Source organism: Ligilactobacillus apodemi DSM 16634 = JCM 16172 (assembly GCF_001434405.1).
GTDB classification, from domain to species: Bacteria; Bacillota; Bacilli; order Lactobacillales; family Lactobacillaceae; genus Ligilactobacillus; species Ligilactobacillus apodemi.
This window is the reverse complement of record NZ_AZFT01000006.1, coordinates 10,591-27,199: the sequence shown is the minus strand read 5'-3', so window position 1 is coordinate 27,199 and position 16,609 is coordinate 10,591. Positions and strand designations below refer to the sequence as shown.

Here is a 16,609-nt window from a genome sequence, read left to right as displayed (position 1 = left end):
TATAAATATAAAATTATGTTTCTATAATCTATATTTTAACAGTTATGGTTAACTTATTTTTGTTACCTTGCATATTTCCTTGGAGCTATATATAATTTATTTGTCTATTTTTACGAGTAATTACCTAAAATTATTGATGCTGGAGGCCATTTTATGCACAAAGAACAGCTTTTCGACCACAAAAAATTGCAGTTATACTCATTATTACTGCTACTACATTTACATAATAATCATGCCTCTAAATCAAAGTTATGTAGTGTTTTAAAGATAACTTCACCAACTTTAAACCAATTAACGGAACATATTAATTCTTTTGATTCTCAGATCCTTACAACTACACGGCATGAAGTCATTTTAAATCTTCCCTACAGTAGCCAACCGATCACTACTTTAAACCATCAGATCCTGACCTCGTCTTTACGTTTTCAGTTGCTAGATATCTATTTTAAGTATTCACGTTTGTCGCGTGAGGAAATCGCAGATCTACTCAATATTAGTCTTTCTTCTACTAATACCTTGATTAGTGAATGCAACAAGTTTTTAGCCGAATTTTCACTTGAGATCAAGCAAGGCATGCTAAGGGGCTCGGGACTTCAATATTTTTATTTTTATTTTTACTGGAGCAATTATAGTAACGGCATTATCAAAGATCAACTAATGATTTCTGATCACGGATTTAAAGAATTTGCAGCCAAAAGACTAGGCTCAAAACTAAATATCATCCAAACTAATCAAATCAGCTTATGGCTCACCTTATTGAGCTTTAAGCACGAACTTTTGCCCCACCATTTAGCTCAAGTAACCTCAACGAAATTATGGGCAAAGGTGAAAGAAACTGCACTTTACCGTGCCTTATGCGATTATTTTAGACAAAATTGGCCCTTTTTAGAGCGAAATGTTAGTGATTATTGTAGCTATTTGACTTTTATCTTCTTAAATACTCACAGCATTTTAAATTATCCCGTGACCGAAATAAACTCCGGGCTAAGTCAAACAAACACCCAACAACTTTTGACGCAGATCACCACGATCCTGACAAATTCTTATAATTTCAGCGATGATTTTTTCGAACTGCAACAAAGTCTTTACTACACTATCAATAAATTTTTATTACTAGATGGGTATTACTATACCGATGACCTTTTGAGTTTAGAATCGCAGAAAAGTTCGATCCAACCCTTTGAAGAAAAAGTTATTGATGAGATCTTACATATTCCACTGGTCCAAAACTTTAAACTATCACCAGATAAACAAGCTGCGATCCGCGAAAATTTGAAATTGATCATCTGTCCGTATAAAAATCAAAAGCGTTATCAAATCAAGATCGGAGTCGTTTCGCAACTGACGATCTCTTCGCGACACGCTTATATTGCCGAGTTAAAAACGCTTTTAAATAAAGGTCATAACATTGACGTGAGTGATTATACTGAGGAAAAACATTATGATTTGATCGTTTCAGACTTTGACTTTAACGTTTCTATTGCTGATAAGCCCCCCATTCTTTTGTTGGATGATCTTACCATTAAAGACAACATCACACGTCTCGAGCATGTAGTAGCTCAGATCGAAGGCGAGTCCTTCCAATCATTGTTGTTAAAATAAAAATGTCTACGTTCTGAGAAGCCAGGTTTTTAACTTAGCTTCTTTTTATTTGCCCTAGTTTTTTACCAAAATAGACTGCACAGATCCCTAAAAGTAACGTTAACACTAGATAAGCTACCCCCCAAAAGATTCGTTGTTGTAAAAAAAGCGTGGTAGAACCTAGCATCAGCGTCGAAAATGTCGTCAAACCGCCACAAAAACCGGTCGTTAAAAATTTTTGGCGTACTTTATTAGTGCTAAAAGCTGCTTTAAAGATGCCAAATAAAAAACAACCACTAAGATTGACTACTAAAATTATTATTTCAGCTAATAAAAACGAAGCCAAAAAACTCACACAAGTATAGCGCACCAACGCGCCTAACATGCAACCACAGCCGACTCCCAGCGGCTCAGCTAATTTCTTCATCAAAATTTGCCACCTAACATACCTAAATACGCACACAATAAACCGCCTAAAAAACTTATTAGCACATACCAAACTGCTGTTTTATACGCTGCTTTTTGCCAGGATGTGACGACTTCAAAGGCAAAAGTCGAAAAAGTCGTTAAGCCACCACAAAAACCTAGACTTAAAAAGGCTGTTAGTTGTTGCCCCGAATCATGTAACAAGATCGTGGTCGTGGCCCAACCTAAAATAAAGGTACCTAACAAATTTGCACTCAATGTTCCCAGCGCAAAATTTCCATTAAGCCGAGCTAAAAAATTGCGTAAAATGCCACCTAAAAAAGCTCCTAAGCCACATAAAATAATTAAAATAAGCATTTATTTCACCTACCTCAAACTCTTACTAGGATACGCTTATTGTTTTTAGCCGTCTAGATGTAAAAAAGCTGCCTGCGTTTAACAGACAGCTTTTTTCATTATTTAGCGACTGCTTCTTTCGCTAAAAGTAAGCAACCGGTGATCCCGGCATCATCACCGAGATCGACATGGACAATATAATCTTCTAATGGTGGAGTTTGCACATAATCATTTAATTGTTTAGCAAATGATTCGCGGATCATTGGGAAAAGTTGCGCTTGTTTGGAAACACCGCCACCAAAAATGATTTTTTCTGGTGAAAGCGTCAAAGTAAGATCAACACATGCTTGGGCTAAATAGTAAGCCACGATTTCCCAAGCCTGATCATCTTTTGGAATGTCATAAGCCTTGATCCCACCTTGACGAGCTTCGATCGCTGGACCAGCCGCAAGACCTTCCAAACAATCTTTGTGGAACGGACAATGCCCTTCATAGTGATCTTTTGGATGACGACGCATCACGATATGACCGATCTCAGGGTGACCATAGCCTTCGATCACTTTGCCATTGATCACGACACCGCCACCGATCCCAGTTCCAACAGTCAAATAAACACAACTGTCCTTGCCACTAGCAGCGCCACGTTTCAATTCACCATAAGCAGCACCATTTACGTCAGTGGTCCAAGCATAAGGAACTGCAAAACGTTTTTTCATTTCGCCTAAGAAATCATAGTTTTTCCAATCTGGTTTAGGGGTATTTGTGATATAGCCATAAGTTTTTGAGTTACGGTTAACATCGATCGGGCCAAAAGAAGCAATTCCGATCGCTTCAACTTGGTGTTTTTCAAAAAAGGCAAACACTTCTGCCATTGTTTCTGCTGGTACCGTTGTTTTGATCGATACTCGTTCTAAAATATTTAAATCTTCATCAGCTACGGCACAAACAAATTTTGTACCTCCTGCTTCGATCGCACCATATAATTTACTCACTAAATATCACTCCGATCAATAAATATAGAAATCGTTTTCGTATCTATATCTTACCGTAAAGTAAGCGCTTTGAAAAGGGGTAAAATAAAAATATGTTAAACGTTTAGCAGAAATTTAAGTGGACTAGCATTTTTAAAAATATTTTGGTAAACTCAAAACGTTGAAAAATGAAATAAGGGCTGCAAAATCGCCGGGTTTTGCAAAAAATAACATCTTAAACGTTCTGACAGGCGATCACTATGATAGAGGAGCGTTTCTTTTGGGAGGTAATTTTTTGCAATCACGTTCTGCGATCCGACACGAAGTCGGGCAATACATCATCCGCAATATTTTTGCATCATCGGGCTTATCACTTTATATCTTGGTCGATACGGTCTTTATCGCTGCCGCTGGGGGCACATTTGGCTTAGCCGCGCTAAATATTTCGCTACCGGTCTTTAACTTTTTTAATTCTCTCGGGTTATTATTTGGGATCGGTGGTTCAACGATCTATTCGATCAACAAGCTAAAAGATCCTAAAAAAGTTGAGACGCTCTTTGGCAAATTATTGCTTTTTTGCATTCTTTTAGGCTGTGGTTTTGCGATCTTACTCAATTTGTTTCCTACACAGATCTTGACCATTTTAGGCGCCGAAGGGCAAACTATGGCAGTCGCACTCGGTTATTTTCGCATCATTGCTTTGGGTGCACCACTTTTTATGTGTAACTACGTCTGCGTTAACTTTATTCGTAACGATGGAAATCCGCAATTGACGATGATCGCGACTTTAAGTGCGACCTTAGTGGTAGTCTTTTTAGACTGGCTATTGATCTTTGTCTTTAACTTACACATGTTAGGCGCTGCGATCGCCACCCTCTTTTCACCGTTAACGAGTTTGACGGTCTTAACTTTTCATCGTAAAAATAAACAACGCCAGCTAAAATTGAAGTTTGCCTTTCCTGAGCCTAAAACTTTGTTAAAAGCAGCTAGCCTAGGGATCCCTTCTTTTTTGACCGAAATGAGTACTGGGGTCAGCATCTTTGTTTTTAACTGGGTCTTATTAAAACTAAGCGGTAACTATGCTGTGGCTGCTTATGGAGTGATCGCTAACATTGCGATCGTTGTTTTAGCACTTTCAAACGGGATCGCATTAGGGGTACAACCGATCGCTAGCCGAGAATATGGAAAGCGTAACTGGGAAAATGTTAAGACCGCCATGAAACTGGGGATCCAAGTTGCATTTGGCTTAGCATGTTTGTTGTACTTCATCTTAGTTGTCTTCAAAACACCGATCGTTAGTGTCTTTAACCATGATCATTCAGCTAAATTAGCACAAATTGCAGTCAATGGCTTGCCTCTTTATTTTTTGAGCGTCTTTTTTGCGAGCCAAAATCTCGTGATCATGTTATCTTTAGCTGCGATCGAACGAGCTAAAATGGCATTTGTACTCTCACTTTTACGGGGCTACTTTATCTTAATCGCTGCAGTTTTGATCTTTGCTAAATTCTTTGGCGTAAATGGTGTTTGGCTCAGTGTTCCCTTCACGGAAGCTTGTGTTTGTGCCTTAGGCTTTTATTTCCTCACCAGTGCATTAAAAAATAAAAATTAGAGGTGTTTTCCTTGAAAATCAAACGTTTAGATCACATCGTTGTGACTGTCGCTGACTTACAACGTGCAGTTCGTTTTTACCATGAAGTCTTTGATTTACCAGTCTTAGAAGATCAAAGCGATGAGTTTGTGACTACTTTGCGCTGTGGTCATCAACTCTTAAAATTACAACTAGCGACTCGCAACACACCGTTAAAGGCTAAAGAACCAACGAGTGCTAGTGCTGATTTTTGTCTCGTAACAGGGGATAAACTTGATGATGTAAAAAATCATCTCAAGAGTTACTTTGTTGAGATCATCGCTGGCCCGGTTGAAAAAATTGGCGCAAACGGCAAAATGACTTCACTTTATGTCAATGATCCCGACGGTAATTTGATCGAAATCGCCGTTTATTAAGACTAAATAGGAGTTAGCTCCCTTAGCTAGGTGAACTAACTCCTATTTTTTTAGGTTATTCGGTTTTCTTTTTACATCTCTTGCCAAATGCACCTAACAAGGTCGCACTACTCAATAAGCCTAAGCCAATAAATACAAGAGAAATAGCTTCACTATCACCAGTTTGTGGTAACTCTGGTGCCATAACCAACATTTCACGTGGCTGTTCTTTAGCGGAAGTATTTTGTTGTTCTACTTGTCTTGGTGTTTCCTGAACAGTCACTTTTTTAGTTTCTGTTTGTGTGGTCACTGGAGCAACAGTGGCTGGTATTTCCTGGGAAATAACCGCATCATTTAATAAATAATAAACCGTCTGGATCCGATCCGTCATCTCTGGGGTTAAGATCGTGCTCAAAATGACCCAGTGATCTGGCGTATAACCTGGGATCTGTGGTACGATCCGGGCCTCGATCAGACCATCCCCACTCCAAGTCACGCTAATGAGTTCACCCGTAACCTTGTCATACGTATACGTGGGCGTAAAGGTTCGTGTAGTTACATTTGGTGTAGCAACTGGTTGACCTACATGTGGTCCGTTGCCATAAATATAGTTGACAGTATCGGTGATCGTAATTGGTTCGCCCACACTAGTTACCGTGTCATGAACTAGGTAAACATAGTATTCTTGAACATTGGTCGGGTCATCATCAAAACTTCCGCTAGTAGCTTCTGGCTGAGCAATCACTAACTTATAGCCACTTTCAGCTACTTGGCGTAAGGTATTTTGATAAGACGTCCCACTTTGACCGATCAAGACCTGCAAAAATTCTGCTACTTCATGACCATCACTTGGAACATACCCCAATGGACTAGGCATTACACCATCAACATCAATGTAATGGATCTTGACGGTTTGTTCGCCTGCGTAATAATTGACCACTTGCGTTAAATCATCCATTTCTGCGGTGATCAAAGTTGCATCAACTTGCGCTAGCTCTGGTAAATATCCTTGGATCATTGGGCTGATCACAACACCGGAACTTTGGGGCTCACTCCAAGTTGTCGTTAGCACTGTATCAGTCACAGCATCAACCACCATCGTTGAAGTAAAGCGATATTCTTGGACTACGCTTGGAGCAGCACTTTGATTTTGCATTGGTCCGTTACCATAAAGATAATTGATCGTTTGTTTGACCACTTTATCAGCACCAGTTTGAACTTTCTTGGCGTGAACTAACTTAAGTGTGACTATTTGATCAACGTTACTATCGGTATCAAAGTTAGGTGGCAAATCAGTCGCACTTACTACTTGGTACCCACGTTTTTGATACTCTGAAATGAGCTGCTCATAAGTTTGGCTTGTGTCTGGTGGTAACTCACTGCCACTTTCACCTTGCGTTAGGACTTCGCCATCAACCAACACTTCACCTGTTTCATCATCAGTGACTTGTAAGATGACCCTTTGTGTGTCAGCCGTGTAATAAACTGTCTGGCTTATATTTTCACTAGTTGGCGTGATTGTCACTGCAGGGATCACCGCTTGATCAGCCGTATAGCCAGCAATAATTGGACTATTCACTGCGCCTAAAGTAACTGTTTGCGGTCCCCAACTCACTTCACCAACAGGTTGTTTAGTCACTTGATCGATCGTGTAGGTTGGAACAAATACCGTCGTTGTGACCTTACTATCTCCGACTGGTTGACCTTTATTTGGTCCACTGCCATAAACATAATTAATCGTTTGACTCACCGTGATCGGTGTCCCCTCAATTTGTTTTAGCGCATGGGTCAAATAAACATAATAATCTTGAGTCTCTGCTGGATCTTCATCAAATTCACCGGCAGTTGTTTGTGTTTGAGCTTCTAGCAATTCATAGCCATTAGCAGCATAATCCCACAAAACATTTTGATAAGCTGTCCCGGCATCCCCAGTCAACGTTTGTTTTTGCGCCGATAATTCAACCCCATCTCCCGTAGCATCATACATATCAATGTAATGAATATTTACGGTTTGTGGTCCAGCCGTATAAAGGATCGTTACTGTTTGATCCGGACTAGCGGCTGTTAATTTCTGACTAGCGACTTCAAGTTGACTTGCTAGATAACCATCGACGGTTGGGCTGACCACAACTGCAGTATTTTGTGGCTGACTCCAAGTTGTGCTCAAACGCTCACCTGTCACAGCATCAAGTACGTTTGTAGCTGTAAAGGTGTAGGCTTTGATCACACTAGTAGCTGCACTTGTCCCCACATTTGGACCATTACCGTAAAGATAGTTGATCGTTTGGGTCACCACTTTATCTTCAGTAGTAACTTTTTTACCGTGAATAAGCTTAACATTTACCACTTGATCAACCTTACTATCAGTATCAAAGCTATTTGGCAATGGATCGGCACTAACCACTTCATAACCTTGTTGTTGGTAGTAAGCGATAATTTGGGCATAAGTTTGATTTGCAGCTGCCGAAAGTCCACTTGCGCTCAAACCTGCAGTGACTACTTGCCCACTTGAAATAATCACCCCCGTCGTCTCATCGCTAATAGTTACCGTAACTTTTTGGATCTCAGCTTGATAGTAGACATTTTCTACTATATCTTGACTTGTTGGCGTAACATTTACACTAGCTACCACCGATCTATCGGCAGTATAGCCACTGATCGTTGGGCTGACCACCGCGCTAAATTCAGCTAGCGGTGGCGTCCACACGGTTTCACTGACATTTTGTTTAGTCACTTGATCGACCGTATACATTGGCACAAAGGTCTGACTGGTTGTAACAGTTTCACTTGCTGGTTGTCCAGCTAATTGACCTGTTTGGTAAAGATAATTGATCGTTTGGGTCACAGTCACTGGTGTACCAACTACTTGCGCTAGCGCATGCGTCAAGTAAACATAATAATCTTGTGTCGTAGCTGGATCTTCATCAAACTCACCACTGAGTGCTGCTGGATCTACTTTTACTAGTTCATAACCATTAGCAGTATAATCCCAAAGTACATTCGTATAAGTTGCACCTGCTGCACCCGTTAACGTCTGCATTTGAGCCGTCAATTCTTGCTCATTTGCTTGATCGTACATATCAATGTAATGGATCTTAACGAGCTGCTCACCAGCAGTATATAAGACAGTTACCCGTTGTGCTGGACTTTCAGACGTCAAAATTTGACTTGCCACTTCACTTTGACTTGGTAGGTAACCATCAACTGTCGGACTGACCACGGTCTCTGTTGTTTGCGTATCACTCCAAACCGTGCTTAAGATCTCACCAGTCACACTATCAAGCGTGTCAATTGACGTGAAAGTATAACTCTTAGTGTAAGTGTCAGCTACTGTTTGATCTTTCAGTGGACCATTGCCATAAAGATACTCGATCGTTTGAGTGACCACCTTTGTTGCCCCCGCTTTTTTAGTTTGACCATGAACCAAATGCAACGTCACATTTTGATCAAGTGCATCATCATGATCGAAGTTAGTCGGTAATTGATCAGCACTGGCCAAAACGTAGCCTTGCGCTAAATAACTAGCGATAAGTGCTTGATAATTATCATTAACACTTGACTCAAGTGCACTATCAGTCTTGCCGATCGCTAACTCAATATTTTTCACTAAAGTCTTCGCACTAGTATCATCGATCACTGTATAGGTCAAACGTTGGTCATTAGCGCGATAAGTCACTGTGATTACACTATATGGTGTCGTTGGGGTGATCATTTCTTCAGCTACTTCGCTCAAATCTGGGGTATAGCCCGCAAGCGTTGGCGTAATCACTAACTCAAATTTAGCACTTGGCGGTGTCCACGTTGGTTCACCGACATTTTGACCAGTTACTTGATCGACCGTGTACGTTGGCACAAAGGTCCGACTAGCCGTGACCGGATCGCTTGCAGTTTGACCAGCTAATGGCCCATTACCATACACATAATTGATCGTTTGACTCACTGTTACTGGAGTGCCCTCAACTTGACTCAAAGTATGAGTCAAATAAACGTAATAAACTTGCGCAGTTGCTGAATCTTCATCAAAGATACCACTACTTGCGCCTGCATCGGCACTGATCAATTCATAACCGTTAGCTGCATAATCCCACAGTGTGTTAGTATAACTTGCGCCTGCATCTCCCGTTAAAGTTTGCATCCGGGCGATCAAATCAACACCTTGTGCCCCTGTGGCTACACCATACATATCAAGATAGTGCACTTGTACACTTTGCGTTCCCGCCATATATAAGACAGTCACAACTTGATCACTACTATCATGGGTCAAAAGTTGGCTAGCAACTTCAGTTTGACTTGGTAAATAGCCACTGATCGTTGGGCTAAGTACGATTTCTGTCGGTTGAGCTTCACTCCAAACCGTATTCAAAACTTTGCCAGTCACTTTATCGACTGTATCGACTGAAGTGAAAGTATAACTCTTAGTGTATGTTTCAGCTGCTGTTTGATCTTTCTTTGGTCCATTGCCGTAGACATAGTTGATCGTTTGGGTCACTACTTTATCTGCCCCGGCTTGTTCTTCTTGCCCATGTTTTAAGTGAATCGTCACATTTTGGGTAACAGCACTATTATTGTCATAGGTAGCCGGTAATTGGTCCGCACTCACTAAGTCATAGCCTTGCGCTAAATATTCCGCGATCACTGCTTGATAATCGGTGGCAACACTTGAAGCTAACGGCATTTCACTTAAGCCCGTTGCTAAATCAACATTTTCTGCCAGCGTTGTTTGCGTCGTGTCATCGATCACCGTATACGTCAATACCTGTTCTAAGGCATTGTAGTTGACCGTGATCACACGATCGGAGCTTGTTGGCGTAACGTTTACAGCCAAAACTTCTGGCGTATCTGCTTCATATCCTGCGATGGTTGGACTGACTACGGCGCTAAACTCAGCGGTATCTGGGGCCCAACTTGGCTCACCAACATTTTGACCGGTCACTTGATCGACCGTATACGTCGGGACAAAGGTTTGACTAGCACTGACCGGCGTACTTGCAGTTTGCCCCGCCTTTGGTCCCGTGAGATAAACGTAATTGATCGTCTGGGTCACGGTTACAGGTATACCTTCAACTTGATTCAGCGCATGCGTCAAATAAACGTAATAATCTTGTGCGGTATCAGGATCTTGGTCAAATGTACCACTCAGAGCTTCTGATTGCGCTAAAAGCAATTCATAACCATTGGCGGCATAATCCCACAATGTATTCGTATAATTTGACCCGGCATCCCCCGTTAAGGTCTGCATTTGAGCCGTTATTTCCACTCCAGAGTCAGCTGTGGAAACACCATACATGTCAACATAATGAATTTGGACACTTTGAGTTCCTGCTGTATACAAGATCGTTTCTGTTTGATCAAAACTTTCATGCGTCAATAATTGGCTGACCACTTCACTTTGACTAGGAACATAACCACTGACAGTCGGACTGACTACCGTTTCTGTTTCTTGTGCTTCACTCCAAGCTGTACTCAAAACTTCATTTGTAACGGTATCAATAGTGTCAACTGAGGTAAATGTATAACTCTTAGTGTACGTGTCGGCTGCACTTTGCCCTTGTTTTGGCCCATTGCCATACAAATAATTGATCGTTTGGGTGACCACTTTATTCGCCCCAGCTTGGTTTGTTTGCCCGTGTTTCAAATGAACAGTCACATTTTGGGCGACATTTTCATCATTATCATAAGTTGCGGGCAATTGATCAGCACTCACTAAGACATAACCTTGGGCTAAATAAGCTGCGATCATTGCTTGATAATCATCACTAACACTTGAAGCTAACGGCATCCCCGTCAAGCCCGTGGCCAAATCAACGTTTTGGGCTAAGGTTATTTGCGTTGTATCATCAATGACCGTGTAAGTTAGCACTTGTTCTAAAGCATTATAATAAACAGTAATCACTTTATCAGGACTGTCATACGTGAATGTTTCGGCCGCTACTACAGCTTGATCATTAGCATAGCCTGCCACCACTGGACTCGTTATGCTCGTAGTATTTTGAGCCGGACTCCATACGGTGTTTAAAATTTCACCAGTCACCTGATCGACGGTTTGGGTCGACGTAAAGGTAAGTTGCTGAATATTTGGGGTAGCAACTTGATTTCCTTGGTTTGGTCCACTTGCATAAATGTAGTTGATCGTTTGCGTTACATCCTTAGTCTCGCCCGCTTGTTCATAAGTTCCGTGTGCCAAATGAACGACAACTTCTTGATCAACACTTGGATCGTTATCGTAATTATCTGGTGTGGCACTTTGCGAGACTAAAATATAGCCTTGATCAGTGTAGTTTTTAACTAATTGAGCTAAAGTCTGCTTCGTTTCAGCCGTGACTGCAGTATTTGATAAACCAGTCCCTAAAACTTGGCTTGCTACCAAAGTTGTCGGTGTGTATGCGCCAGCCTCAGTTCTAGTTCCTTGATCATCAATGATGGTGACCCGTAGAGTTTGTAAGTCTTCTTCATAAATAATTTGGTAAACTTGAACTTCGCTATCTGTTTGCCCCGAATTATCGGTGGTATCAAAGGTCAATTTAGCAGCTAAAGCTTCAGCCAAACTAGTATAGGATCTGCCATCTGGTGCAAGTACCGTGTAACGATAATTCTCACGTTTAAAACCAGGTGTCCCGTTGATCGTAGTGTCGTCGGAAATGAGCGGTGTTTGTGTGTCATCATAAAACATCAATTCACCCGATTTACCATCATCATAAAATGGTGCTTGGCTTTGAGCTGCCGTAACTGTTTTAGGGATCAAGTCTAACGGATCATTACCGCTAATGATGACCGCTTGTTGGAAGACCCCTTCATAGTTGACGATAAAGTTTTGCGTTGCCCCATTTTTATCACTCGTAGTATCAAAAACACCTTGAGCCACTAACGCTTGGGCTAAAGTTTGATATTGGCTTTGTCCATTGCTGTCAGTCAGGCGTTTTCCATTTAGATCAACAACAGTCACTGTGTAAGTGTATCCCGGTTTAGCCAATTGATCGTCCGTTACACTAAAGACGATATCTGTGACCCCAGTTGGTGTGTCGGAATAATTACTGCCGGTATTGGCATTGGGATCACCTGTGGCAGTCGCTAGTAATGTTCCTTGTAAACTCCCCACCAAAAGTTTAGCTTGATCAACTTGATAGACGCGCGTAACTAACGTCGAACCATCTGCTTTAAACGTCGAAGAAGAGTTTGTTGTTTGGACGTATTCATAACCCGTGATCGTTTCGGCTGTTCCCAATTTGAGCGTTTCGCCTGGCACACCGACCAATTCAGGATAATTAACGTCATACGTACCAGTTTGTTGGTTTAACGTCGCTTGGCCAGTAACGGTCGGATGTCCATTGATCTGGTTACCTGCTTGATCAACAAAGGTCATGGAAGCATAAACAGCATACGTATCAGTGACGCTATTTTTTAGTAACGAAGCTTGACCGTCATAGCCCACAACTTGGGTCAAGACAGCTTGTTTACCAGCATTATCCAAGCTTGTTGGCGAATATGCACTAAAATCATAAAGCAATTCTGATTCTTTAGTCATCGATGGAACAAATAAGATCAAAGATTTGATCTGGGACCAATCAGTGACTTGATCAGCAGTTAGCATTGACGCTGGAATTAGATCTCCTTTAGCCCAAGTCGTGCCATCCGCAAAGGTCACCGTCTGGCCATCAGCACTTAAGGTCGCCATTTGCGTAACGTAATAAAGCGTATGGGCATCGTTTGGAACGTTATTGACGGGACTACTATCAACGCTTCCAGCACCACTGATGTTTAAGGTAAATTCGTGTTTAGCCGTTTCATTATTACTATCAGCAGTATCAACTTGAGGCAAGTTTAAGACCGAAATTGCGTTAGTAATACTTTCATCGGTATTATTGACGATCCCAAATTGGAATGTCTGTAGTCCTTGTTTTTCACCATTAACTTCAAGATAATCTTGCGTTGGATAGTTGGCCCCAGCGGCACTTAGGGCATTATCTTTTGTACCTTGCAATAAGATTCCCGGGCTAACAACTGCTGGAGCAACAATGCGTAGATAAGCATTGTTGCTGGCAGCATCTAAGATCATCGTATCTGCCACCGTTCCATCAGCAAATTTGATCTGTGTTTTATAGCTATCAGGTAACGTGGTATTGCTAAAATCGCCTCCAACTTGGATCCAAGTTGTGTTACTTTCACTATTAACGTTAGGGTTATAAGCCCGTAAACCATCGGTCGAAACTCCTAATTTAGCTAATTGAGCTGCCGTATAAAGGTCCTTGGTCTTACCGGTCTCAGTGTATTCATACAAAGTATCGGCGGTCCGCGCTGTATCAAAACCATTGATCGCATTTTCATTGACCTTTAAATTAAGCGTAATGAGCATCTCTGGCAATAATTCAAATCCAGTCCCCGTCCAATCTAAGATCATTACAGTTTGTCCATCTGTATTGGTCGTTTGGGTGGTCTTGGGCGTTGGAACACCTGTCGCTGGTGGCTTAGTTATTTGATAAAAAGTATTGCTGTTTTTAAAATTAGTTACTTGTGTTTGGTCCGGTAGCGTAAAATACAAGATCGGGTCAGTTACTGTCAAATAAGGCACATTTAAGCCATGACCTGGTAAATCAGTGTCTGTTCGATTAGCGTTACCTGTCAAAATACCACCTGCATCTAAATTGACGCCCGTTTGTGGTGTATAACGTTTTCCTAAAACTTGAACCCCGATCGTAAAGGTGTCACCAGCTTGATAAACTGTTTGATTCGTCCCAGTCCCTACATTTGAAGCAGGATAATTATACCCTTGGATCTCTAATTTTTGCGATGCGATCGGGACAACTGTGAGATTAAATGGGACCGAACGATTTTCAGAATTTACAACTATTTTGACCACATAACTTTCAGCTTCATTTGCCGTTGTATTTAGATAACCTAACACGCTGATCATCCCAGTTGCAATATCATTTATCCCCGTTGAATTAGCCGATGACTGAAAGGCATTTGCGAAATACTCATTATCTGGCGTAACATCATAGGCTGCGATCTTAACGCCTTCTGCTAATTTTGCCCCGGTACTAAATGTCCCAAAATGATCGATCAAACCTGTAAGCGGGTTATAATTTTCGCCCGCCTGTAAATGTTGGGTCACAGTACTGCCATCATCACCAGTCACCACGACAGTATAGCCCGTTTGTGCTGGGTTATATGAGCGATAATCAGCAAAATCATCTTCTACGTTGTTTAACGGCATCGTGATCCCCGTACTCGTGATCTGCGTAGGTAACTCGATATGGTAGGTTGGCGTAAAAGCTGCCGCCCCAGTTGCATTTAACCCCACAGAAAACAATACTGGTGCTGATGGATCACCACTTTCACTGATCGGGGTCTTGATCGTAGCTTGACCGATCGTTTGGGTACTCGTGCGGTCGGTGTAATTGTTATTATAACCCGGTCTATGAAACACCAACATACTTGTAGTTTGTTGATCGTTTGTTACCCTGAGATATACACTATAATATTCAGTTGTTTGTGCTGAACCTGCTGCTAAAACATTTTGATTAAAACCAGTTCCGGTCAATGGTGTCGCTAACTCTTCTTTTGTATCAACATTTATCTTCCCAAAATATTGACGTTCGCCATCCCCTAGATCATACCACCCAGAAGGAATATCACTTTTACCAGAAGTTTCCGTACTAGTGTAATGACCAACAAAATAGATCTCTGGTTGTGTCGTGCCGCCAGCAAGTGTATGGATATTTTTTACCACGATCGGCGTACCTTCACCGCCTGGTTGTGTGATCGAAACTGCCCCATACATGATATAAGCACCCGTTGGCCAAGTACGAAGCATTTTTTGCGTTTCGTCTTCATCTAACACAAAATGCTCGGGTACCGGAATTTCAAGGTAATATTCTTTCAAGCGTAAACTATATGTCGCAGCATCTTTAGTCAAAGTAGTCTTATACAAGTAATTAGTATCGGGATTTACTTGTGACACACCATTGATCTTGTTGCCACTATCAATAAAATCAATCACATTTGAACTAGTGACCGCAAATTCTTTTTCTAAAACGATCTTGGCACTGGTTTCGGCAGGTGCCTTTAAGCCGTTGATCAAAAAGTCGATTTGGTAGTAGTCGCCCGTGGCTAAAATCGTTGCATCTCCGCCAGAACTTCCTTGATAAGGTGGGTAAGGATCGTTAGCCGAAGCATTAGACTCATAAAATAAACTGCCCGCTGCCGGTAACTCTTGTTTAACGGTACTAGTTTCGGCACTGCCCCCGATCGTCCACGTGTACTTGATCGTCCCATCAGCTAACTTTTCAATTTGCGGTGAACCAGTTGGCGCATAGTTATTAAAGCCCGTCAACTGTGAGTTAGACGGGGTAACGACCATAGTAAAAGTATCACCTTTGTTCCCGGTATAGGTGACAGTCATCCCTACTTTAGTTTGATTGGTGCCAGTTGAAGTCGCATGGTACGTATAAACCGTTGAGCCATCATCGGCTTGTTCTGTGGTGATCGAACCTAACGTTGAGCCGTTTGTCACCGCTTGGATCTTGATGACGTCTGAGCCCGTATAATACTCTTCTTCCGTTGTTGCAGTTGTGGCGATCCCGTTGTCGCTAGTAGTAGCTTTTGTATCATTTTCAGATACATTTTCATCTGCGACCAAAATAGATTCAGAGGTAGTAGTTAAGGCTTCACTTGTTTGCGCGACTTGACTAGTTTCACTGGTTTGAACCGCATCACTGGTCGTTTCTACTAGCTCACTTGTAGAATTTACTGGCGCGTTTGTTGCATTAGTTTCACTGGTAATTTCAGCCGCAGAAGTTGCGGTAGTTTCAACTGAAGCGCTCTCATCTGTTGGTGTAATTTGTTCTAGATCCGTTTGAGGCTCAGCTTCGGCTACGACTTCAACCTGATTTACTTCATTTGCGGAAATATAAGTCGGCACAAAAGCTACTGGCCCAAATAACAATACCCCTGCGACGACCCAAACTTTCTTTTTCTTGTACAACTTATAATGGCGTTTTTCTTCGGTCGTATACTTGTACAACTTTGAATTATGATTATGTCTAAACATATTTCCCCCATACTCTTTCTAGCGTCATTTTCCAAAATGCACCCCACACTCGGGCTCATTTATTGACGCAAACCCTTTCCAATTAACTGTAGTAAGTAAAAAATTAATAAATCTTAAACTTTAAATTATATTTTTTTAATATACACCTAAAAATATACCTTTAAACATTTTAAATGTCAATTATTTAATTCTAAATATATATGTAATTTTTTATTTATACTAAAAACGAACAAATCCCATAAACACAATAAATTAATCACTTAAA

Annotated in this window: 7 protein-coding genes; 3 read left to right on the top strand and 4 right to left on the bottom strand. The window is 41.3% G+C overall.

What is annotated here, in order from left to right:
- Positions 1 to 153: 153 nt before the first annotated feature.
- Positions 154 to 1,602 carry a helix-turn-helix domain-containing protein gene (locus FC32_RS01275; RefSeq protein WP_025087275.1) on the top strand — a complete coding sequence of 483 codons (1,449 nt, stop codon included), beginning with the start codon at positions 154 to 156 and terminating at the stop codon, positions 1,600 to 1,602.
- Positions 1,603 to 1,636: 34 nt separating this feature from the next.
- Here the strand turns inward: FC32_RS01275 and FC32_RS01270 are convergent, their stop codons facing one another.
- From FC32_RS01270 to FC32_RS01260, 3 genes are all read right to left on the bottom strand, one after another.
- On the bottom strand, positions 1,637 to 2,008 hold the full coding sequence (locus tag FC32_RS01270; RefSeq protein ID WP_025087274.1) for a fluoride efflux transporter FluC: 372 nt from the start codon (positions 2,006 to 2,008) through the stop codon (positions 1,637 to 1,639).
- Complete coding sequence (locus FC32_RS01265) at positions 2,008 to 2,364, bottom strand: FluC/FEX family fluoride channel (protein ID WP_035459858.1); 357 nt, start codon at positions 2,362 to 2,364, stop codon at positions 2,008 to 2,010. Before FC32_RS01265 ends, FC32_RS01270 begins: the two co-directional genes overlap by 1 nt.
- Positions 2,365 to 2,462: 98 nt before the next feature.
- Positions 2,463 to 3,335, bottom strand: coding sequence for an ROK family protein (locus FC32_RS01260; RefSeq protein ID WP_056957207.1), 873 nt, complete (start codon positions 3,333 to 3,335; stop codon positions 2,463 to 2,465).
- A 274-nt stretch (positions 3,336 to 3,609) separates the two neighbouring features.
- Between FC32_RS01260 and FC32_RS01255 the strand changes: the two genes are divergently transcribed.
- Both FC32_RS01255 and FC32_RS01250 read left to right on the top strand, forming a co-directional pair.
- Positions 3,610 to 4,923, top strand: a complete 1,314-nt coding sequence (locus tag FC32_RS01255; RefSeq protein ID WP_025087272.1) for an MATE family efflux transporter — start codon at positions 3,610 to 3,612, stop codon at positions 4,921 to 4,923.
- A gap of 11 nt (positions 4,924 to 4,934) precedes the next feature.
- Positions 4,935 to 5,318: a VOC family protein gene (locus FC32_RS01250; protein ID WP_025087271.1), complete on the top strand. Its 384-nt coding sequence runs from the start codon at positions 4,935 to 4,937 to the stop codon at positions 5,316 to 5,318.
- A 55-nt stretch (positions 5,319 to 5,373) separates the two neighbouring features.
- Here FC32_RS01250 and FC32_RS01245 read toward each other — a convergent pair whose 3' ends face one another.
- Entirely contained in the window at positions 5,374 to 16,344 is a 10,971-nt protein-coding gene (locus FC32_RS01245; protein ID WP_056957206.1) for a mucin-binding protein, read from the bottom strand.
- Positions 16,345 to 16,609: the final 265 nt, after the last annotated feature.